This window comes from Mesorhizobium sp. M0139 (assembly GCF_040322455.1).
In the GTDB taxonomy this organism is placed as follows: domain Bacteria; phylum Pseudomonadota; class Alphaproteobacteria; order Rhizobiales; family Rhizobiaceae; genus Mesorhizobium.
The window spans coordinates 239,614-259,200 of record NZ_JAMYTN010000009.1 but is presented as its reverse complement, the minus strand read 5'-3'; the positions used below and the strand labels follow the sequence as shown (position 1 = coordinate 259,200).

At 63.6% G+C, this 19,587-nt stretch carries 15 protein-coding genes; 10 read left to right on the top strand and 5 right to left on the bottom strand.

Translation table 11 applies throughout. The features are described from left to right. Positions 1-107: 107 nt before the first annotated feature. Positions 108-1,700, top strand: coding sequence for a peptide chain release factor 3 (locus tag NKJ58_RS17790; protein WP_023743206.1), 1,593 nt, complete (start codon positions 108-110; stop codon positions 1,698-1,700). Between the two features lie 178 nt (positions 1,701-1,878). On the opposite strand, the gene NKJ58_RS17785 is transcribed toward NKJ58_RS17790, so the two are convergent. Next, a complete protein-coding gene (locus tag NKJ58_RS17785) occupies positions 1,879-2,349 on the bottom strand; it encodes a VOC family protein (RefSeq protein WP_023672886.1) in 471 nt (156 codons plus the stop codon). A gap of 270 nt (positions 2,350-2,619) precedes the next feature. Here NKJ58_RS17785 and ilvD point away from each other — a divergent pair, with 270 nt between their 5' ends. After that, positions 2,620-4,464, top strand: a complete 1,845-nt coding sequence (gene ilvD, locus NKJ58_RS17780) for a dihydroxy-acid dehydratase (RefSeq protein ID WP_023692643.1) — start codon at positions 2,620-2,622, stop codon at positions 4,462-4,464. A gap of 67 nt (positions 4,465-4,531) precedes the next feature. Here the strand turns inward: ilvD and NKJ58_RS17775 are convergent, their stop codons facing one another. Continuing rightward, entirely contained in the window at positions 4,532-6,289 is a 1,758-nt protein-coding gene (locus NKJ58_RS17775) for an ABC transporter ATP-binding protein (RefSeq protein WP_023698913.1), read from the bottom strand. A gap of 175 nt (positions 6,290-6,464) precedes the next feature. Between NKJ58_RS17775 and NKJ58_RS17770 the strand changes: the two genes are divergently transcribed. Both NKJ58_RS17770 and NKJ58_RS17765 read left to right on the top strand, forming a co-directional pair. Next, positions 6,465-7,745 carry an amidohydrolase family protein gene (locus NKJ58_RS17770; protein ID WP_023698914.1) on the top strand — a complete coding sequence of 427 codons (1,281 nt, stop codon included), beginning with the start codon at positions 6,465-6,467 and terminating at the stop codon, positions 7,743-7,745. A gap of 72 nt (positions 7,746-7,817) precedes the next feature. Then, positions 7,818-8,741 carry a DMT family transporter gene (locus NKJ58_RS17765; protein WP_023725821.1) on the top strand — a complete coding sequence of 308 codons (924 nt, stop codon included), beginning with the start codon at positions 7,818-7,820 and terminating at the stop codon, positions 8,739-8,741. A gap of 1 nt (position 8,742) precedes the next feature. Here the strand turns inward: NKJ58_RS17765 and NKJ58_RS17760 are convergent, their stop codons facing one another. Next, entirely contained in the window at positions 8,743-9,645 is a 903-nt protein-coding gene (locus NKJ58_RS17760) for a phosphotransferase family protein (protein ID WP_023685107.1), read from the bottom strand. Positions 9,646-9,751: 106 nt separating this feature from the next. Between NKJ58_RS17760 and NKJ58_RS17755 the strand changes: the two genes are divergently transcribed. Continuing rightward, positions 9,752-10,384 carry a class I SAM-dependent DNA methyltransferase gene (locus NKJ58_RS17755; RefSeq protein ID WP_031204315.1) on the top strand — a complete coding sequence of 211 codons (633 nt, stop codon included), beginning with the start codon at positions 9,752-9,754 and terminating at the stop codon, positions 10,382-10,384. A 12-nt stretch (positions 10,385-10,396) separates the two neighbouring features. Here the strand turns inward: NKJ58_RS17755 and NKJ58_RS17750 are convergent, their stop codons facing one another. Next, complete coding sequence (locus tag NKJ58_RS17750; protein ID WP_023685105.1) at positions 10,397-12,850, bottom strand: GcvT family protein; 2,454 nt, start codon at positions 12,848-12,850, stop codon at positions 10,397-10,399. Next, complete coding sequence (locus NKJ58_RS17745) at positions 12,847-13,731, bottom strand: phosphotransferase family protein (protein ID WP_031204313.1); 885 nt, start codon at positions 13,729-13,731, stop codon at positions 12,847-12,849. Before NKJ58_RS17745 ends, NKJ58_RS17750 begins: the two co-directional genes overlap by 4 nt. A gap of 420 nt (positions 13,732-14,151) precedes the next feature. Between NKJ58_RS17745 and NKJ58_RS17740 the strand changes: the two genes are divergently transcribed. The 5 genes from NKJ58_RS17740 to NKJ58_RS17720 all read left to right on the top strand — a co-directional run bounded on the left by NKJ58_RS17740 (position 14,152) and on the right by NKJ58_RS17720 (position 19,497). Continuing rightward, a complete protein-coding gene (locus tag NKJ58_RS17740; RefSeq protein ID WP_023685103.1) occupies positions 14,152-14,916 on the top strand; it encodes a DeoR/GlpR family DNA-binding transcription regulator in 765 nt (254 codons plus the stop codon). A 405-nt stretch (positions 14,917-15,321) separates the two neighbouring features. Then, positions 15,322-15,933, top strand: a complete 612-nt coding sequence (locus tag NKJ58_RS17735; protein ID WP_352518554.1) for a DedA family protein — start codon at positions 15,322-15,324, stop codon at positions 15,931-15,933. Between the two features lie 79 nt (positions 15,934-16,012). Then, on the top strand, positions 16,013-16,924 hold the full coding sequence (locus tag NKJ58_RS17730) for a LysR family transcriptional regulator (protein ID WP_023673412.1): 912 nt from the start codon (positions 16,013-16,015) through the stop codon (positions 16,922-16,924). 211 nt (positions 16,925-17,135) lie between these two features. Beyond that, a complete protein-coding gene (locus NKJ58_RS17725; RefSeq protein WP_023692632.1) occupies positions 17,136-18,290 on the top strand; it encodes an ABC transporter substrate-binding protein in 1,155 nt (384 codons plus the stop codon). Between the two features lie 208 nt (positions 18,291-18,498). After that, complete coding sequence (locus NKJ58_RS17720; RefSeq protein ID WP_023685100.1) at positions 18,499-19,497, top strand: ABC transporter ATP-binding protein; 999 nt, start codon at positions 18,499-18,501, stop codon at positions 19,495-19,497. Positions 19,498-19,587 lie beyond the last annotated feature (90 nt).

Here is a 19,587-nt window from a genome sequence, read left to right as displayed (position 1 = left end):
ACCGCAGCGGGTTAAGCTCAAGGGCGGTCGAGGCCTGCCGGCCCGAAACGGTCGACAGGCTGGCAATGCGCTGCTAGAAGCCCGCGCCACAGACAGGATTCCAGAAATTGGCTGAAGACATCGAACAGGCGGTATCGCGCCGCCGCACTTTCGCGATCATCGCCCACCCAGACGCCGGCAAGACGACGCTCACCGAAAAGCTGCTGCTGTTCGGCGGCGCCATCCAGCTTGCGGGCGAGGTCAAGGCCAAGAAGGACCGCATCCAGACGCGGTCCGACTGGATGAAGATCGAGCGCGAGCGCGGCATTTCGGTCGTCACCTCGGTGATGACCTTCGAATATGAGGACAATGTCTTCAACCTGCTCGACACGCCAGGTCACGAGGATTTCGCCGACGACACCTATCGTACGCTCTCGGCGGTCGACTCGGCCGTCATGGTCATCGACGCCGCCAAGGGCATCGAGCCGCGCACGCTGAAACTGTTCGAAGTCTGCCGGCTGCGCGACATCCCGATCATCACCTTCATCAACAAGATGGACCGCGAAAGCCGCGACCCGTTCGAAATTCTCGACGAGATCGAGCAGAAGTTGGCGCTGGACACCGCCCCCGTCACCTGGCCGATCGGCCGCGGCAAGACTTTTGCCGGCACCTATCACCTGGCGCTGAATGCGGTGCGCAAGGGCGATGCAGAGAAAGACCGCACGCCGGTCAATGGCCCCGATTCCAACCGCGTCGCCGGCCTGTTGCCGGAAAACGAGCGCGAGGCCTTCATCGAGGAGCTGGAGCTCGCGCGCGAAGCTTGCCGCCCGCTCGACATCGACGCCTTCCGCGAAGGTCATCTGACACCGGTCTATTTCGGCTCGGCGCTGCGCAATTACGGCGTGCGCGACCTGATCGAGGCGCTCGGCGCCTTCGGCCCGCCGCCGCGTGCGCAGGACGCAGACACCCGCAAGGTCGAGGCGACGGAGGAGAAGATGACGTCCTTCGTGTTCAAGATCCAGGCCAATATGGACCCCAACCATCGCGACCGCATCGCCTTCGTGCGCGTCTGTTCGGGCAAGCTCGAGCGCGGCATGAAGGCCAAGCTGGTGCGCACCGGCAAGCCGATGAGCCTGTCGGCGCCGCAGTTCTTCTTTGCCCGCACCCGCGTCACCGCCGACGAAGCGTTTGCCGGCGATGTCGTCGGCATTCCCAACCACGGCACGCTGCGTATCGGCGATACGCTGACCGAAGGCGAGGAGATACTGTTCCGCGGCGTACCCAACTTCGCGCCGGAAATCCTGCGCCGTGTGCGCCTCGGCGACGCGATGAAGGCGAAAAAACTCAAGGAAGCGCTGCACCAGATGGCCGAGGAAGGCGTCGTGCAGCTGTTTTCGCCGGAAGACGGCTCGCCGGCCATCGTCGGCGTTGTCGGCGCGCTGCAGCTCGACGTCTTGAAGGAAAGGCTGAATTTCGAATACACGCTGCCGGTCGAATTCGAAATGTCGCGCTTCTCGGTCTGCCGCTGGATTTCGGCCGACGACAAGGCCGAAACGCTTCGCTTCATTGAGGCGCATCGCGGCGACATCGCCCGCGATCTCGACAACGACCCTGTGTTTCTGGCCCAGCACGCCTTCTCGCTGAACTACGAAGCCGAACGCTGGAAGGCGATCCGCTTCGCAACCGTCAAAGACTACCAGGTCCGCGACAAGGCGGCGTAAGGCGCCCCTTTTCCTTCTGCCCGTTTACGCGGAGAAGGTGCCCGAAGGGCGGATGAGGGGCAGCGCCGACGTTGAAGGGTCAATTGGCTCCAACGCGCGCCGGCCGTTCGCATGGCTCAGGGCGTTCGAAGCTCGAAAAGCAAAGCAATTGGCTTTTCGTCCGCTACGCGGCCGCTTCTCACCCCTCCGCAGCTTCCTCGATCTTGGCAATATCGATCTTGCTCATCTGCATCATCGCCGACATCACCCGCCCGGCCTTGGCCCGGTCCGGATCCAGAAGCAGGCGCGGCAGCTGCTCCGGCACGACTTGCCAGGAGACGCCGAACTTGTCCTTCAGCCAGCTGCATTGCGACGGTTCGCCGCCGCCTTCGATGAGCTTGTCCCAGAAATAATCGACCTCTTCCTGGGTCTTGCAGTCGATCGACTGTGACATCGCCTCGTTGAACTTGAATTGCGGTCCGCCGTTGAGTGCCTGGAACTGCACGCCGTCGAGTTCGAACGTGGTCACCAGCGCCTTGCCGGCATCGGCATGGCCTTCGGGCCAACGCAGCACGCTCAGCACCTTCGAATTCTTGAAGATGGAGACGTAGAAATTCATCGCCTCTTCGGCCTGGCCATCGAACCACAGGCAGGTGGTGATCTTTTGCATGTCATGCTCCTCGGGTGTTTGGTTGCGGTTACAGGTGAAGCTGCTGACTTATAGAAATGGTGCCATTCCCTTGCCGTCGTCCAAGGACGGATGCCGGGCTAGCGATCCGACACTGGCCGGCAATCTTTTTCGAAACCCTGATTTTCAGCGAGACTCTGGCGCATTGCAAAAAAGTGGCCAGACCATACTTGCCGGTCTATAAACCCTGCGATCCAAGTTCCGCGCCGCCACGCTCCGCACCGGGCGCAGCCAGCCAGCCAAGGAAAATTCATGCCTGCCTATCGCTCCCGCACCACCACCCACGGCCGCAACATGGCCGGCGCCCGTGGCCTGTGGCGCGCCACCGGCATGAAGGATTCGGATTTCGGCAAGCCGATCATCGCGGTGGTCAATTCCTTCACCCAGTTCGTGCCGGGTCATGTCCATCTGAAAGACCTTGGCCAGCTGGTGGCGCGCGAGATCGAGAAGGCCGGCGGCGTCGCCAAGGAATTCAACACCATCGCCGTCGATGACGGCATCGCCATGGGCCATGACGGCATGCTCTATTCGCTGCCGTCGCGCGAGCTGATCGCGGACTCGGTCGAATATATGGTCAACGCGCATTGCGCCGATGCCATGGTCTGCATCTCCAATTGCGACAAGATCACGCCCGGCATGCTGATGGCCTCCTTGCGCCTCAATATCCCAAGCGTCTTCGTCTCCGGGGGGCCGATGGAAGCCGGCAAGGTGGTGCTCGCCGGCAAGACACAAGCGCTCGACCTGGTCGACGCCATGGTTGCCGCCGCCGACGACAAGATCTCCGACGAGGACGTCAAGGTCATCGAACGCTCGGCCTGCCCGACCTGCGGCTCGTGCTCCGGCATGTTCACCGCCAATTCGATGAATTGCCTGACCGAGGCGCTCGGCCTGTCGCTACCCGGCAATGGCTCGACCCTCGCAACCCACGCCGACCGCAAGCGGCTGTTCGTCGAGGCCGGCCATCTCATCGTCGATCTCGCCCAGCGCTACTACGAGCAGGATGATGAGTCGGCACTGCCGCGCAGCATCGCCTCCAAAGGCGCCTTCGAGAACGCCATGACGCTCGATATCGCCATGGGCGGCTCGACCAACACCGTGCTGCATATCCTGGCCGCCGCCCATGAGGGCGAGGTCGATTTCACCATGGAAGACATCGACCGGCTGTCACGCCGCGTTCCGGTGCTGTGCAAGGTCGCACCGGCCAAGTCCGACGTGCATATGGAAGACGTCCACCGCGCCGGCGGCATCATGGCGATCCTCGGCCAGCTCGACAATGCCGGGCTGCTCAACCGCAACCTGCCCACGGTGCATACGGCAAGCCTGGGCGAAGCGCTTGACCATTGGGACATCTCCCGCACCTCGAGCCAGAGCGTCCGCGACTTCTTTCTCGCCGCTCCGGGTGGCGTGCCGACACAGGTCGCCTTCAGCCAGGACCGCCGCTGGGACGAGCTCGACCTCGACCGCGAGAAGGGCGTCATCCGCTCAGCCGAGACGCCGTTCTCGAAAGACGGCGGCCTTGCCGTGCTGAAAGGCAATCTGGCGCTCGACGGCTGCATCGTGAAGACGGCCGGCGTTGACGAGTCGATCCTGAAGTTCACCGGCCCGGCCCGCGTGTTCGAAAGCCAGGACGCTTCCGTGAAGGCGATCCTGTCCAACGAAATCAAGGCCGGCGATGTCGTCGTCATCCGCTATGAAGGACCGCGCGGCGGTCCCGGCATGCAGGAAATGCTCTACCCCACGAGCTATCTAAAGTCGAAAGGCCTCGGCAAGGCCTGCGCGCTGGTCACCGACGGCCGCTTCTCCGGCGGCACATCAGGCCTGTCGATCGGCCATGCCTCGCCCGAAGCAGCGGAAGGCGGCACGATCGGACTGGTGCAGGAAGGCGATACGATCGAGATCGACATCCCCAACCGCACGATCCGGCTTGCTGTCAGCGACGCTGAACTCGACGCGCGCCGCGCGGCCATGGAGGCGAAGGGCGCCATGGCCTGGAAGCCCGAGGAAAAGCGCAAGCGCAAGGTGACGACCGCGCTGCGCGCTTACGCCGCCTTCGCCACCAGCGCCGACAAGGGCGCGGTGCGGCACGTACCGGAGTGAGGGGTGCGGCGCCGACCCCCACCCCGCTGCTGCGCAGCGACCCTCCCCACAAGGGGGAGGGTAAAGCTCACGGCATCAGCTGATATTCGTAAAGCTTCTGATACAGCCCGCCCTGGTTGAGCAGCGTGCGATGCGCGCCGCTTTCCACCACCTTGCCGGCCTCCAGCACCACGATCGTGTCGGCCTGGTGCACGGTCGACAGGCGGTGGGCAATGACGATGGTGGTGCGCCCGACCGTCAGCTGCTGCAGCGCGTCGCGGAAAAGCGCCTCGGATTCGGCGTCGAGCGCGCTGGTCGCCTCGTCGAGCAGCAGGATTTCGGCATTGCGCAGCATGGCGCGCGCGATCGAGATGCGCTGGCGCTGGCCGCCTGACAGCAGCGCGCCATTCTCGCCGACATCCGTGTCGTACCCTTTCGCCTGGGCGCTGATGAAGTCATGTGCATTGGCGGCCCTTGCGGCGGCCATTACTTCCTCGTCCGTGGCGCCCTCGCGCCCGAGCCTGATGTTGTGCATGATCGTGCCGGCAAACAGGAACGTGTCCTGGCTGACATAGGCGATCTTTTCCCTGACCGAGGTGAGCGTGGCACAAGAAATGTCCTGCCCGTCGAACATCACCCTGCCGACCTGCGGGTCGTACATGCGCATGATCAGGTTGAGGATGGTCGACTTGCCGCTGCCCGAGGGTCCGACCAGCGCCGTCATCTTGCCTGCGGCAAGCGTCAGGTCCAGTCCCTCGAACACCGGCGCGCTTTCGGGGTAGGCGAAGCTGACATTGTCGAAATGGATCTCGCCCGGCCCGGCCCGCAGCGGCTTTGCATCCGGCTTTTCGGCCAGCGTCAGCGGCCGGTCGGCGAGCTGGAACATCATGCGCACGCCGACAATGCCGGTTTCAAGCGAGATGCGTACGCGGGCCAGGCGCTTGGCCGGCTCATAGGCCAACAGCAGCGCCGCGATGAACGCCATGATGTTGCCCGGCATCTGACCGCCGCCGCCCAGAACCAGGAAGCCGCTGACAAAAACGGCGCCAGCGATGGCCAGCCCCGCAAGTGTTTCCATCACCGGGCTGGTGGCGGCCTCCAGCGTGGCGATGTTGTTGGCGCGGCTCTCCACGTCCGACACGGCCTTGTACATGCGCTTGCGCATGGCGCCTTCGAGGCCGAAGGATTTGACGACGCGCACGCCGATCGCCGTTTCCTGCATCACCTGCACGATCTGGCCGAGCGAACGGAATTCTTGCGAGGCAATTTTTCGGACGCGCTTCAGGATACGATTGACGCCGTAAATGGCGATCGGCCCGATCACCAGACAGATCAGGGACAGCGCCGGCTGCTGCCAGACCATCACACCCACCAGCGCAGCCAGCGTCACCAGGTCGCGAACATAGGACGTGACGATTTGGTCGAGCACGCTGCGCGCGGCCTGGGCATTGTTCGTCATGCGCGAAATCAGTTCGGACGAAGAGGTCGAATGATAGAATTCGATGCCTTGCGCAAGAATGCTGTCATAGATCTTGCGCTGCCGGTCGGCGATGATGGCATTGCCGACCCTGCTCATGAAGTAGGCCTGGATGAAGTTTGCGAAGCCCTTGAGAATGAAAATCGCTCCGGTCGCCGCCGCGATCAGATTGACCTGCCCAATCCGCTTGTAAACCACGAATTCATTGGTGATTTCGCGCAGCATATAGGCGCTGGCTGCTGTCGTTGCCGCCACCACCAGCATCGACAGAATGGCCGCAGCGTAGCCAAATCTATGCGCGTGAAAGGATTCCCGCAAAAGCCTTGCGATAAGGCGCTGGTTTTCCGTCGAACGGAAGAAGCGAAACAAATGGCCGATCCCATGCCTGACTGACGAATTTCGGATTCGCCACCAGGGCGAAAGGCGGCTTATAGAGCGAGTTGTGGCCGGATGGAACCTTTCGCTGTCGCGGAGACAATCGGCTGCGGCACGGTGTCTTTTGCGCCACGATTGCGGCGATTGATCTGCGGGGAGATGACGACAGATGGATTTCGACCTTGTTGTGCGCGGCGGAACGCTGCCCGACGGCACCGTCGCCGACCTCGGCATCATCGGCGAGACGATCGTCGCCATCGAGCCCGAACTGCATGTCAGCGCCGGCACGTCGATCGACGCCCGTGGCAATCTGATCTCGCCGCCCTTCGTCGATCCGCATTTCCATATGGATGCCACGCTGTCCTACGGCATTCCACGCATCAACGCTTCGGGTACGCTGCTGGAGGGCATTTCGCTATGGGGCGAGCTGAAGCCGCTCCTGACGCATGACGCGGTTCGCGAGCGGGCGCTCGCCTATTGCGACTGGGCGGTCTCGATGGGCCTGCTCGCCATCCGTACCCATGTCGATGTCTGCGATGACAGGTTGCTCGCGGTCGAGGCGCTGCTCGACGTCAAGAAGATTGTCGCGCCCTATATCGACCTGCAATTGGTCGCCTTCCCGCAGGACGGGTTTTATCGCTCGCCGACGGCGCGCCACAACACCATCCGCGCGCTCGACATGGGCGTCGACATCGTCGGCGGCATCCCGCATTTCGAACGCACCATGGCCGACGGCACGCGCTCGGTGACCGAATTGTGCGAAATCGCGTCGAAGCGCGGGCTGATGGTCGACCTGCATTGCGACGAGACCGACGATCCGCTGTCGCGCCACATCGAGCAGCTTGCCTATGAGACCCACCGCCTTGGCCTTCAGGGCAAGGTGGCCGGCTCGCACCTGACTTCCATGCACTCGATGGACAATTATTACGTCTCCAAGCTCCTGCCGCTGATTGCCGAGGCCGGTGTGTCGGCGATCCCCAATCCGTTGATCAACATCATGCTGCAGGGCCGCCATGACACGTTTCCCAAACGCCGCGGCATGACCCGGGTGAAGGAGATGCAGGCGCTCGGCATCCGCGTCGGCTGGGGCCAGGATTGCGTTCTCGACCCCTGGTATTCGCTCGGCACCGCCGACATGCTCGACGTCGCCTTCATGGGCCTCCACGTCGCTCAGATGTCGAGCCCTGCCGACATGGCGCGCTGCTTCGACATGGTCACCAATGTCAACGCCGCCATCATGGGCCTCGATCATCTCGGCCTTGCCGTGGGCAAGCGCGCCAGCTTCGTTATCCTCGATGCCGGCAACCCGATCGAGGCCTTGAGGTTACGTGCCGAACGGCTGTGCGTCGTCGCCAGGGGCAAGGTGGTGGCCGAGCGCACGAAGCAGGAGACACGGCTGTCGATCGCCGGCCGTCCCGGACAGGTGAACCGGCGGCACAAAACTGCGTAGAAACAGCCGATTTCCGCCGCTGGTCTTACCGATTTGCCTCGTCAAAGCGGCCGCTTGCAGCTAGGGAGCCGCATGGCCCAGTCGCTCGTCCGCACCTTTACCATCAGGAACGTGCTTTTGGCCGGCATCCTTTTGATGCTGGCCGGCGACTTCATGTTCGCGCTGAACGACGCGATGGGCAAATGGCTGGTCGCCAGCTTCTCGGTGGGGCAGGTGGTGCTGATCCGATCGATCGGGGCCTTCATCGTGCTCGGCCCGATGATCGCCAACCAGGGCGCCGGCAGACTGTTCCAGATGGAGCGGCCGGTCCTCCAGATTCTGCGCGTGCTGGCGACCACGGTGGATACAGCCTTGTTTTACGCGGCCGTCGTCTATCTGCCGCTGGCCGATGTGATGAGCTTCTACATGGCCGGGCCGATCTATGTGGCGGCGCTGTCGCATTTCCTGCTCGGTGAAAAGGTCGGCTGGCGCCGCTGGGCCGCCATCATGGTCGGCTTCTGCGGCGTGCTGATCATCTTGAAGCCGTCTTCGGCGGCGTTCTCGCAGTCCTCGCTGTTCGCACTGGTCGGCAGCATTGCCTTCGCCTTCGCCATCATCCTCAGCCGCCGCCTGCGCGGCACCAGCGACACAACGCTGGTCACCTGGCAGACTATCGGCACGCTGCTGGTCGGCGGCGTGATGACCATCGGCGCCTGGCAGACGCCCTCGGCACTCGATTTCGGCGCCATGCTCCTGCTCGGCATCGTCTCCTGCAGCGCGCATCTGATGATTACCAGGGCGCTGAAACTGGCCCCTGCCTCGACGCTGGCGCCGCTGCACTACAGCCTGCTTCTATGGGCGGTGATCTTCGGCCTGGCCTTCTTCGGCGACGTGCCGGGACCGCGCATCCTGATCGGCGCGGCCATCGTCGTGCTCGCCGGCCTGTTCATCTTCCACCGCCAGAAGGTGGTCGAAATAGTCGTGCCGCCGGAGAACGTGCCGAAAGGCGTGAATTGACCTAACCTTGGCGCACCGCCGCCAGATGCCGTGAAAACTCAGGCGTTTCCATCAGCGCCTTGCAACGGGCGAAGCGGCCGTCGGCATAGGCGCGGAAATCCTCGACCGGGTTGTTGTTGGCAAGCTGGATAAGGCCCCAGAGCGTCCACAACAGGTCGCACATCGCCTTGTAGGTGACGACGCGGCCGCGCTCGGCCGGTTTTGCCTCGCCGCCGAAATAGGCGCGCATCATCTCTTCCTCCTGCGCGGTGTCGAACCGGCCTTCGACCGAGAGGTCGCCGAGGTCCCAGAGCGGGTCGTTCATCCCCGAATATTCCCAGTCGACGATCCACATCCGCTCGCCCGTATCGAGAAAATTCTCGCACAGTGGATCGCAATGGCAGGCGGCAATCGGCAGCCTATGCGCGGCAAGGGACGCACGCACGGTGTCGGATTCGCGCACCACGTCATGGTAGCCCGGCGGCAAGGCGACTTCCTTGGTCGATAAGACCTTGAGATAGTCGTCGATCATCGCAAACAGCTCGAAGCGGAACGGAAATACCGCACCGGACGTGTGCAGCTTGCGGAAGGCTTCGCCGGCGCGGGCCGGGCTGCCGGCGCGCAGCTTGAACTTTTCCGGCGACATCGTCACGGCGCCGGCAACGAAGCGGCTCGCCAGCACGCCTGTCGCGGGGTCGACATGCAGCACTTCGGGGCTGACGCCCGCTTTGGCCGCCTCACGCGCCGCCACCGCTTCATTGGCGCGGTTGATATACTCCTCGGTGCCTTTGCCGGGGATACGCAGGCAGATATCGCCGGCCCGAAAGACGAGATTGGTCATCCCGCCCAGCCGCTCAAGCGGTCCGTCATAGCCCGCAAATGCCGGAATTGCCGCAAGTGTTGCGCGTGCCTCGTCCGTCCCCATGCCTGTTGCCCTTGGCCGTGTATTTCTTGCGACAACGGTTCCACAGTTTTCGCCGTTTGGCTATCATCCGATCGAGGGTGAGCAGCGAGCTGGCGGAGAAACAGCCATGGCGGGCAACAAGGATCATGGCGGGCTTGGCGCCGCCTATGCGGCGCAACGGCCCGAGGACGTCGCCGCGATCTATGACAGTTGGTCGGAAACCTACGATGCCGACATGTCGGCCGCCGGCTACCGCCATCCGACGATCTGCCTGGCCCTGCTGGCCCGCCATCTGCCGCGCGGCGCCGCACCGCTTCTCGACGCCGGCGCCGGCACCGGGCTGATCGGCGAGTGGCTGGCCATCACCGGCTATCCCCAGGTCGAAGCGCTCGATATTTCGCAAGGCATGCTGTCTAAAGCGGCGGCAAAGGGCGTCTATTCGGCGCTGCATTGCCTGGCGCTCGGCGGGCCACTGCCCTTTGCCGACAATGCCTATGCCGGCATCGTCTCGGCCGGCGTTTTCACCTCCGGCCATGTCGGCGCCGAGGGGCTGGACGAACTGATCCGCGTCTGCCGTCCCGGTGGCGTCATCGTGCTGACCATCAAGAACACGCTGTGGAACGCCGGCTTCGCCGAACGCATCGCTGTACTCGAAGCTGAGGGCAGGGTTGTCCGCGCCGAGGAGACTGCGCCTTATGTTTCGATGCCGGGCGAGGCTGACACCGTGCCCAGCCGCGGCCTTGTGCTCCGTGTGAGCTAATCCAGGTTTCGTCTACGCCTTGATCCTGCTCATTGTAGGATCATACATCGGTTCGAGATGGATTTTGGCCGGCGTCCGCTCCATGGCGACCACCAGCTCATAGTCGCCAAAGCCGAGGAAATCGTCGCCGACGCCATCGGCATTGCGGACATAACCGTAACCGATGTTCTTGGCCAGCGTGTAGCCATAGCCGCCGCTGGTGAGATAGCCGACCGGTTCGCCATTGCGCAAAATCGTCTCGCGCCCGACCAGCACGATATCGGAATCGTCGACCGTGAAGCCGGCAAAGCGTTTCTTCAGATCGGCGCCGCTGATCTTTTCGAGCGCCCGCCGGCCGACGAAATCGGTGTTCTTCCTCAGCTTCACCGCCCAGCCGAGGCCGGCCTCCTGAGGCGTGTCGTTGGGGGTGATGTCGGAGCCCCAGGCGCGGTAGCCTTTCTCCAGCCGAAGTGATTCCAGCGCCCGATAGCCTATCGGCCGGATGCCGTGCGGCTTGCCGGCGGCCATCAATGCGTCGAAGATTTCGCCGGTGGCGGCGATCGGCACATGCAATTCCCAGCCGAGCTCGCCGACATAGGTGACGCGCAGCGCCCGAACCGTATGACCGGCAATGGCGATCTCGCTGACATGGCCGAACGGGAAGGCGGCATTCGAGACATCCGCGTCGGTGACGGCCGAAAGCACATCGCGGGCGCGCGGCCCCATCAGCGACAGCGTGCCGAAATCCTCGGTGACATCTTTCAACGTCACGTCGAGGCCCTTGCCGACATGGTCGCCGATCCAGGAGAGATCATGCGAGCGGAAGCCGGTGCCGGTGACGATGTAGAATTTCTCCTCGGCGAGCCTGCCCACAGTCAGGTCGGCCTCGATGCCGCCGCGCGTGTTGAGCAGCTGCGTGTACGTCAGCCGTCCCACCGGCTTGGCGACATCGTTGGCGCAGATCCAGTCCAGCGCCTTGGCCGCATCCGAACCCGTCATTTCGTATTTGGCGAAGGACGACTGGTCGAAGATGCCGACTTTCTCGCGCACATGGCGATGCTCCTCGCCGACCGGGCCAAACCAGTTCTGCCGGCCCATGGAATAAATGTCTTCGGATGTGGCGCCCTGCGGCGCGAACCAGTTCGGCCGTTCCCAGCCGAGCTTGGAGCCGAACACCGCGCGGTGCGCTTTCAGCCGCTCGTAGAGCGGCGAGACGATGCGCGGCCGGCCCGACAAATACTCCTCATGCGGAAAGCCGATCGTGTAATGCTTGCCATAGGCCTCCTGCGTGCGGTCGCTGACCCATTGCCGGTCGCGGTGCAGGCCGGAAAAGCGCCTGATGTCGACCACCCAAAGGTCGAGCGGCGCCTCGCCGTCGACAACCCATTGCGCCAGCACCCAGCCGGCGCCGCCGCCGGAGGCGATGCCGAAGGCGTTGAAGCCGGCGCCGACGAACATGTTGGCGCATTCGGGCGCGACACCGAGGATGAAATTGCCGTCCGGCGTAAAACTCTCCGGCCCGTTGATCATCTGCTTGACGCCGACCGTCTCCAGCGCCGGCACGCGCGCGATCGCCTGGCTCATATGCTGTTCGAAATGATCGTAGTCGTCGTCGAACAGGCGGAACTCCCAGTCATCGGGGACATCGCCGCCGGGCAGGCCGGTCGCCCAGGCCTGCGGGTTCGGCTCATAGCCGCCCATCACCAGCCCGCCGACCTCTTCCTTGAAATAGGTGCGGCGGTCGGGATCGCGGATTGTCGGCGCGTCGGTCGCCAGCCCGTCGATCTTCTCGGTGATGATGTACTGGTGCTTGACCGGTTGCAGCGGCACGCAAATGCCGGCCATCGCGCCGACCTGGCGTGCCCATTGCCCGGCGCAGTTCACCACCTTGTCGCAAGCAATGTCGCCCTTGTTGGTCTTCACCGCGGTGATGTGCCCGTCCGTCATGTCAAAGCCGGTAACGCGGACGTCCTCGAACAGCTTGGCGCCATGCATGCGCGCGCCCTTGGCCAGCGACTGCGTGATGTCGGAGGGGCTGGCCTGCCCATCGGTCGGCAGCCAGGAGGCGCCGACGAGGTCGCTGGTCTCCAGCAGCGGCCACATCTTTTTGACCTCCCCCGGCGACAGCAACTGCATGTCCATGCCGAAGCTCCTGGCCGTCGTCGCCAGCCGTTTATATTCGGTCCAGCGGTCGGCATTGGTCGCAAGCCTGAGGCACCCGGTCATCTTCCAGCCGGTAGCGAGCCCGGTCTCAGTCTCCAGTCCCTTGTAGAGCTCGACCGAATATTTGAGCACGCGGGTGATCGAGGCCGACGAGCGCAACTGGCCGACCAGCCCGGCCGCATGCCAGGTCGAGCCCGAGGTCAGCTTGCCCTGTTCCAGCAGCACGACATCGGCCTTGTGGTCGCGCGCCAGGTGGTAGGCCGTCGAACAGCCGATAATGCCGCCGCCGATGACGACGATATCGGCATGCGTGGGCAAGCTCATGACTGTGTCCCGTATTTCGTGCGGTAATTGTCCAGCGCCGCGTCAAGCCGCGTCAGGTTCTCCGCGGTGTAGGCGACGTAGTCGATGCCGGGCGCGTCGAGGTAAAGTTCGGAAACCATGCTCCACATCGCCTCGCGCAGCAGCGAGGCGCATTGCATGGCGGCGTGCGAGCGGCGGATCGCCTCATCCGGCTCGCGCATGAAATACGCCGTGAGGAAAGTGAAGGACTCCGCGTCGCTCATCTCGGCGTTGGAGGCAACGCCGGCAAGATCGAACATCGCGGTGTTGAAACCTGCATATTCGAAATCGATGAGCCACAACCTGTCGCCATCGTCGAGGATATTTGCCGGCAGAAGATCGTTGTGGCCGAATACGATCGGCAGCAGCTTCTGCGCCCGCTCCAGTTCGTCGGCCAGCGCCAGCAGCCTGGGCAGGTCGTCGCGCTTGCGGCTGCCGCCTTCGCTCAGCGTTCGCGCATAGTCGCGGATGACGTGGAAGACCCAGAACATGAAGCCGGCGCCGGAGATGTGATTGGGCATCTCGCGATGGAATCCGCGCATAAGGGCTGCGACGCGACCAATATTGGCGCGCACGTCCTCGGCAACATAGGTTTTCGCGCCGAGAAATTCCGTGACCATGATGCCGGGTTCGGAATGGTGGACCGCCGGCGCGAAGCCAGCGGCGTGCGCCGCGCGGGCCGTCATCACTTCACGGTCGCGAAAGACATGGTGGAACGGATAGTCCTGGCCGAAGCGCACGACATGCCGCCCGGCCGCGTCCTTGACCAGATAGTTGGCGTTGCTGAGGCCGCCCGGCAGCGGCGCAATGTCGATGCTGCCATTCCAGCAAGGCAAGGCCCGGATGCGGTCTTCAGCAGTCACGGGGCCATCCCTGACTTTTGCGGAGCTTTCTTGGGCGCCATGCGCCGCGCAACGAGCGTTGGGAAACGCAAAAAATCTCGTCGGTGCGGGACGCAGGAACTCCTATCCCGCGCCGCACCGACGAGCCCCTCTGGCCAGGTTTTGATACCCGGTCTCCGCCCCCGCGGATTTGAGAAACTTTTGTGCCAGTTCAAACCCAGACGGTCTGGCCAAACGGTCCGGTCCGTGAATTGCGGCTCTGCCATCACCCTCCCGTGGCAGTTCCGAAGCTGTCACGCCGTCAATGTCACGCCAGTGCTGCCTAGCTGTCAATGAAATGTTGTGACTTTTTTTGGGTGTTTTGCCCGAAACCACGAGCAATTCCTTTAAAAACGGCGGCATTGCCCTAAAACCGGGCAGGCCGCAAATTGAGGAAGCCAGATGATCCATTCGAAACGGCATGGCGAAATCCTCCGCCTCCTCAAGGAAGAGGGCACCGTCACCATTGCCAGCCTCGCCGACCGGCTGGGGGTTTCGCTTGAAACGGTGCGCCGGGATGTCAAGCCACTGACCGGCAATGGCTCGGTGCTCAAGATGCATGGCGCCATCGGCCTGCCGTCGATGGCCGGCGAAGCGCCCTTCGAGCGGCGCATGCGCGACAATGCGGAGGCCAAGCGGCTGATCGCCCGCATGGTCGCTGCCACCATTCGCGACGGTGAATCGGTCATGCTGGACACCGGCACCACGACCTCGTTCCTGGCCCGCGAACTGCTCGGCCACCGGCGGCTGACCGTGGTCACCAATTCATCCGACATCGCCCGCACGCTGGCCACCGTCAACGGCAACAAGGTCTATATGGCCGGCGGCGAATTGCGCAGCGATTCCGGAGCCGCCTTCGGCGCCTCGGCGATCGATTTCGTCAGCCGCTTCTCGGTCAGCCATGCGGTGATTTCGATCGGCGCCGTCGATGCCGCCGCAGGCCTTGCCGACTACGATCTGGAAGAGGCGGAGTTCGCCCGCATGGTGCTGTCGCGCGGCCAGCGCTCGCTGGTCATCACCGACCACACCAAGTTCGGTCGCCAGGGTCTGGTCCAGGTCTGCGGCTTCGACGGTTTTTCCGAACTCGCCACCGACCAGCCGCCGCCGCGCGACATTGCCTCGGCACTTGCCGAGGCTGGAGCGCGCCTCAGCATCGCTGCGGCCTAGCCAAACACCAGCGACTGGCGCGCCGCGATCCCGGCCCATGCCGCTACCCGATACCACGAAGGCGATGTTGTGCATCATGCGTCCGCGTCGCCGGCCGCATAAGATGTCGTTCTGGTGAAAAATTGTTTTTTAATCATCCGGCTCTTCGCAATGTCCATGCAACTTGGCAGCCGCAAACAGCGCCTCGTCGAAATGCGGGCCGGGCGAATTGCCCGCATCAGCAATGAGGTCACCATGCTGCAAACGATGCCTTGTCTTTCCTCATGGCCTGGACGCTTGCGCGCTCCGACCTGGAAGCGGACCCGGCTTGGCCGGACATTCCGCAACTTTCCGCCGGCGACGGTGTATGACGGTGTATAAGGTGTCCAGGATCAAGAACCTCAAAACCTATGACTGGCGCTTCGCATGACTGATCCACTGTCGGCGATCCTGGGCTTCGGCCTGCTCGGCGTCGCCTGCCTCGCCTTCACAGAAAAGATCCTGCCGCTGCCGCCCTCGCATGTGCTGCTGCTGTTCCTCGGCATGACGGCAGCCTCCGATCTCCTGGCGCTGGCGATTCTGCTCCTGGTGACGACGCTGTCCGCCATCACAGGCTGCCTTGCCTGGTATAGTGTGGGCCGTAGGATTGGATTGGATCGTGCCGACAGGCTGGTCGAGCGTTTCGGCAAATATGTCTGCTTGCGCTATGCGACCTACAGCAAGCTTGGTCAGGCCTATCGCCGCCATCATGTCCGGGTCTCCTTGCTGGCGCAGTTCATCCCGACGGTTCGCAACTATCTGCCGATCGCGGCCGGCGCGCTCCGTCTGCCACTCTTGCCCTTCGCGGCGGCGACGCTGCTCGGCGCCACGCTATGGAACACCGGCTTCCTCGTCACCGGCTACCTTATGCGCGGCAGCGGCCGGGATTCCTATGCCATCGGCTTTCGCATCATCGTCATCGTTTTGGCGCTGGAGACGGCTTTTATGCTCGCGCTTCGCTACGGTCCTGCCTGCCGGCGGCGCCTCGGCTTCGGCTGACAGGAGGCGCCTCAAGCCCTACGGGTAAAAGGCCCGCCTTCGGCTTTCCTTCTCCGTCGCGCCGGTGTTTAGTCCGGCCATGGCTTTCACCATCCGTCAGCTGCAGTTCTTCATTGCCGTCGCCGAGCAAGGCACGGTGTCGGGCGCCGCACAAAACCTCTCCATCTCGCAATCCTCGGTCACCGAGGCGATCAAGGAGCTGGAGAGCGATCTCGGCGTCGAATTGTTCGAGCGCCACCCACGTGGCCTCAACATTACTCACAAAGGCCACCAGTTCCTGCGCCATGCGACCAAGATCCTGGCCGACGTCTCCGATGCGCGCCGCGCTTTCTCCGACGACCAGGTGGTGGCCGGCGGGCGCCTGCAGCTCGGCGTCACCTCGCTGGTCGCGGGCTATGTGCTGTCCGATCTGCTGGCGCGCTACCGCCGCGCCTATCCCGGCGTCGATGTCTCGGCCATCGAGGACAATGGCGACTATCTCGAACATCTGCTGATCGGCGGCAAGCTCGACATTGCCGTCATGGTCACCTCCAATTTGCGCGACCGCACCGCGCTGCAGTCGGAAATCCTCGAGGTCTCGGCCTACCGGCTGTGGGTCCCGCTCGGCCACAAGCTGGCCAGCGCCGACATTATCGGCATAGGCGACATTGCCGGCGAGCCGCTGATCATGCTGACCGTCGACGAGATCGAGGAGAACACCGGCAAGCTTCTGGCGGCGATCGGCGCCAGGCCGCATGTCGCCTTTCGCACCCGCTCGGTCGAAGCCGTTCGCAGCCTCGTCGCCACAGGTGCGGGCGTGGCGTTGCTGCCCGACCTAGTCTACCGGCCGTGGTCGCTGGAAGGCGACCGCATCGAATCGCGCGACATTTCGGGTTCCCTGCCGGTCGTCCAGGTCGGCATGGTCTGGCGCCGCGGCTCCGGTCTGCCGCAGGCGTCGCGCGACTTCATCGGCCTTGCCCAGTCGCAGCGTATGGTACGCCAGCAGCGTTGATAGGGTGCGTGGTTATCTATCGGAAAAACCGATATCGCGTTTCTGATAAATGAATTTGCGAAACCGGAATTTTCCGAGCACTTTTCATGTCAGGGACGAAAGCCGCCATCAGAGCGGCAACGTGCCATCGGATGAACTGACGCTTTTCAGCCTGCGGCTGACCGCGGCGGCGACTCGCTTCGCAGTCAGGCGCCAAAATGGGAGATTGACGATGAATTCATTCCTGAAGACGTGCACCGCCTTGACGGTCGCGCTGACCTTTTCCGGTCAGGCCGTCGCCCAGGTCAAGGAACTTGGCAAGGGCGAAGGGGAGGTCAGCATCGTTGCCTGGCCGGGGTACATCGAGCGCGGCGAAACCGACAAGGGCTATGACTGGGTGACCTCCTTCGAGAAGGAGAGCGGCTGCAAGGTCAACGTCAAGACCGCGAACACCTCCGACGAGATGGTCTCGCTGATGAATGAGGGTGGGTTCGATCTAGTCACCGCTTCGGGTGACGCATCGCTGCGCCTCGTTGCCGGCAAGCGCGTGCAGCCGATCAACACCGATCTCATCCCGAGCTGGAAGGCGGTAGACGACCGTCTGAAGGATGCGCCCTGGTTCACCGTCGACAAGGTGCATTACGGCGTTCCCTATCAGTGGGGCCCGAACATCCTGATGTACAACACCGATGTCTTCAAGGAAGCGCCCAAGAGCTGGAACGTCGTCTTCGAGGAAATGAACCTGCCGGACGGCAAGTCCAACAAGGGCCGCGTCCAGGCCTATGACGGGCCGATCCACATCGCCGACGCCGCCAACTATTTGATGTTCCACAAGCCGGAACTCGGCATCAAGGACCCGTACGAACTGAACGAAGACCAGTACAAGGCAGCGCTCGAGCTGCTGCGTGTTCAGCGGACGCTGGTCGGCCGCTACTGGCATGACGCCGCCATCCAGGTCGACGACTTCCAGAACGAAGGCGTCGTCGCTTCCGGTTCGTGGCCTTACCAGGTCAACACGCTGGTTGCCGCCAAGAAGCCGGTCGCCTCGACCGTGCCGGAAGAAGGCGTCACCGGCTGGGCCGACACCACCATGATGGAGGCCGACGCCGCGCATCCCAACTGCGCCTATATGTGGCTTGAGCATTCGCTGTCGCCCAAGGTCCAGGGCGACGTCTCGGCCTGGTTCGGCTCGCTCCCGGTCGTGCCCGCTGCCTGCAAGGGCAACGAGCTGCTCGGCGAGGAAGGCTGCAAGACCAACGGCTACGAGAACTTCGACAAGATCAAGTTCTGGAAGACGCCGGTCTCGAAGTGCGCCACCCAGAACGACCAGTGCGTGCCTTACTACCGCTGGGTGTCCGACTATATCGGCGTCATCGGCGGGCGGTGAGCTCCCTTAACCCTCCCCCCTTGTGGGGAGGGTCGAGCGCAGCGTCGGGGTGGGGGCAGCGCTGACGTCCGGTGCTAGTCACCCCCACCCGCGGCTTCGCCGCGACCTCCCCCATCGAGGGGGAGGTGAAGTGCCGTGCCCGCTGGCCTGATTGGTGGCGGCAAGAGCTATTTCGACGAACCACAAACCGGCAACAGACGGACAGCCCATGACATCGGCCGTTTCCTTCCAGAAAGTCTCTCGCCATTTCGGCAGCGTGCGCGCCGTCGATGCGGTCGATCTCGACATCGTGCCCGGCGAGTTCTTCGCCATGCTCGGTCCGTCGGGGTCAGGCAAGACGACCTGCCTGCGCCTCATCGCCGGCTTCGAGCAGCCGACATCGGGCTCGATCTCGATCTTCGGCGAACGCGCCGAGGGCGTGCCGCCCTATCGCCGCAACGTCAACACCGTGTTCCAGGACTACGCGCTGTTTCCGCATTTGAACGTGCTCGACAATGTCGGCTACGGGCTGATGGTCAAGGGCATCGCCAAGCCGCAACGACAGAAGGCGGCGGAAGAAGCGCTGTCGCTGGTGCGCCTGCCGGGCTATGGCGCCCGCCGTCCCGGCCAGCTCTCCGGCGGCCAACGCCAGCGCGTCGCGCTGGCCCGTGCGCTGGTCAACCAGCCCAAGGTGCTTTTGCTCGACGAGCCGCTCGGCGCGCTCGACCTCAAGCTGCGCGAGAACATGCAGGAAGAGCTGAAGTCGCTGCAGAAGGCGCTCGGCATCACCTTCGTCTTCGTCACCCATGATCAGGGCGAAGCGCTGTCGATGGCCGACCGCGTTGCCGTCTTCAATGACGGCAAGATCATGCAGATCGGCACGCCGGAAGACATCTACCAGCGGCCGAAGACCCGCTTCGTCGCCGATTTCGTCGGCTCCTCCAACGTACTGCCGCCGGACTTCGTCCAGCGCTATTCCGGCCAGCACCGCTGGGGCAGCCTGCGTCCCGAATCCATCCGCATCGGCCGCGCCGCCAAAGGCGAGGGCGTCGCCGCGCGCCTGGTCGGAACCAACTATCTCGGCGCTACGACCAAGCTGGCGCTCGACGCCGACGGGTTGAGGCTGCACGCCATCGTGCCGGCCGGGACAAAGCTGCCGGCGGAAGGCGAAGCGGTGGTGCTGATGTTCAACCGCGAGCATTTGCATTTGATGGACGAGCCGGCATGATTGAGGTTTGCGCCAAGCACCCCCCTCTGTCCTGCCGGACATCTCCCCCTCAAGCGGGGAGATTGGCTGTTCTTCCCGGTTTCGCCAATC

Excerpts from the sequence above, each read along its gene's own strand:
- NKJ58_RS17740 (WP_023685103.1), top strand. The coding sequence starts at position 14,152 with ATGATCCATTCGAAACGGCATGGCGAAATCCTCCGCCTCCTCAAGGAA.
- NKJ58_RS17785 (WP_023672886.1), bottom strand. The coding sequence starts at position 2,349 with ATGCAAAAGATCACCACCTGCCTGTGGTTCGATGGCCAGGCCGAAGAG.
- NKJ58_RS17765 (WP_023725821.1), top strand. The coding sequence starts at position 7,818 with ATGGCCCAGTCGCTCGTCCGCACCTTTACCATCAGGAACGTGCTTTTG.
- NKJ58_RS17770 (WP_023698914.1), top strand. The coding sequence starts at position 6,465 with ATGGATTTCGACCTTGTTGTGCGCGGCGGAACGCTGCCCGACGGCACC.
- NKJ58_RS17755 (WP_031204315.1), top strand. The coding sequence starts at position 9,752 with ATGGCGGGCAACAAGGATCATGGCGGGCTTGGCGCCGCCTATGCGGCG.
- NKJ58_RS17720 (WP_023685100.1), top strand. The coding sequence starts at position 18,499 with ATGACATCGGCCGTTTCCTTCCAGAAAGTCTCTCGCCATTTCGGCAGC.
- ilvD (WP_023692643.1), top strand. The coding sequence starts at position 2,620 with ATGCCTGCCTATCGCTCCCGCACCACCACCCACGGCCGCAACATGGCC.
- NKJ58_RS17730 (WP_023673412.1), top strand. The coding sequence starts at position 16,013 with ATGGCTTTCACCATCCGTCAGCTGCAGTTCTTCATTGCCGTCGCCGAG.
- NKJ58_RS17735 (WP_352518554.1), top strand. The coding sequence starts at position 15,322 with ATGACTGATCCACTGTCGGCGATCCTGGGCTTCGGCCTGCTCGGCGTC.
- NKJ58_RS17725 (WP_023692632.1), top strand. The coding sequence starts at position 17,136 with ATGAATTCATTCCTGAAGACGTGCACCGCCTTGACGGTCGCGCTGACC.
- NKJ58_RS17750 (WP_023685105.1), bottom strand. The coding sequence starts at position 12,850 with ATGAGCTTGCCCACGCATGCCGATATCGTCGTCATCGGCGGCGGCATT.
- NKJ58_RS17760 (WP_023685107.1), bottom strand. The coding sequence starts at position 9,645 with ATGGGGACGGACGAGGCACGCGCAACACTTGCGGCAATTCCGGCATTT.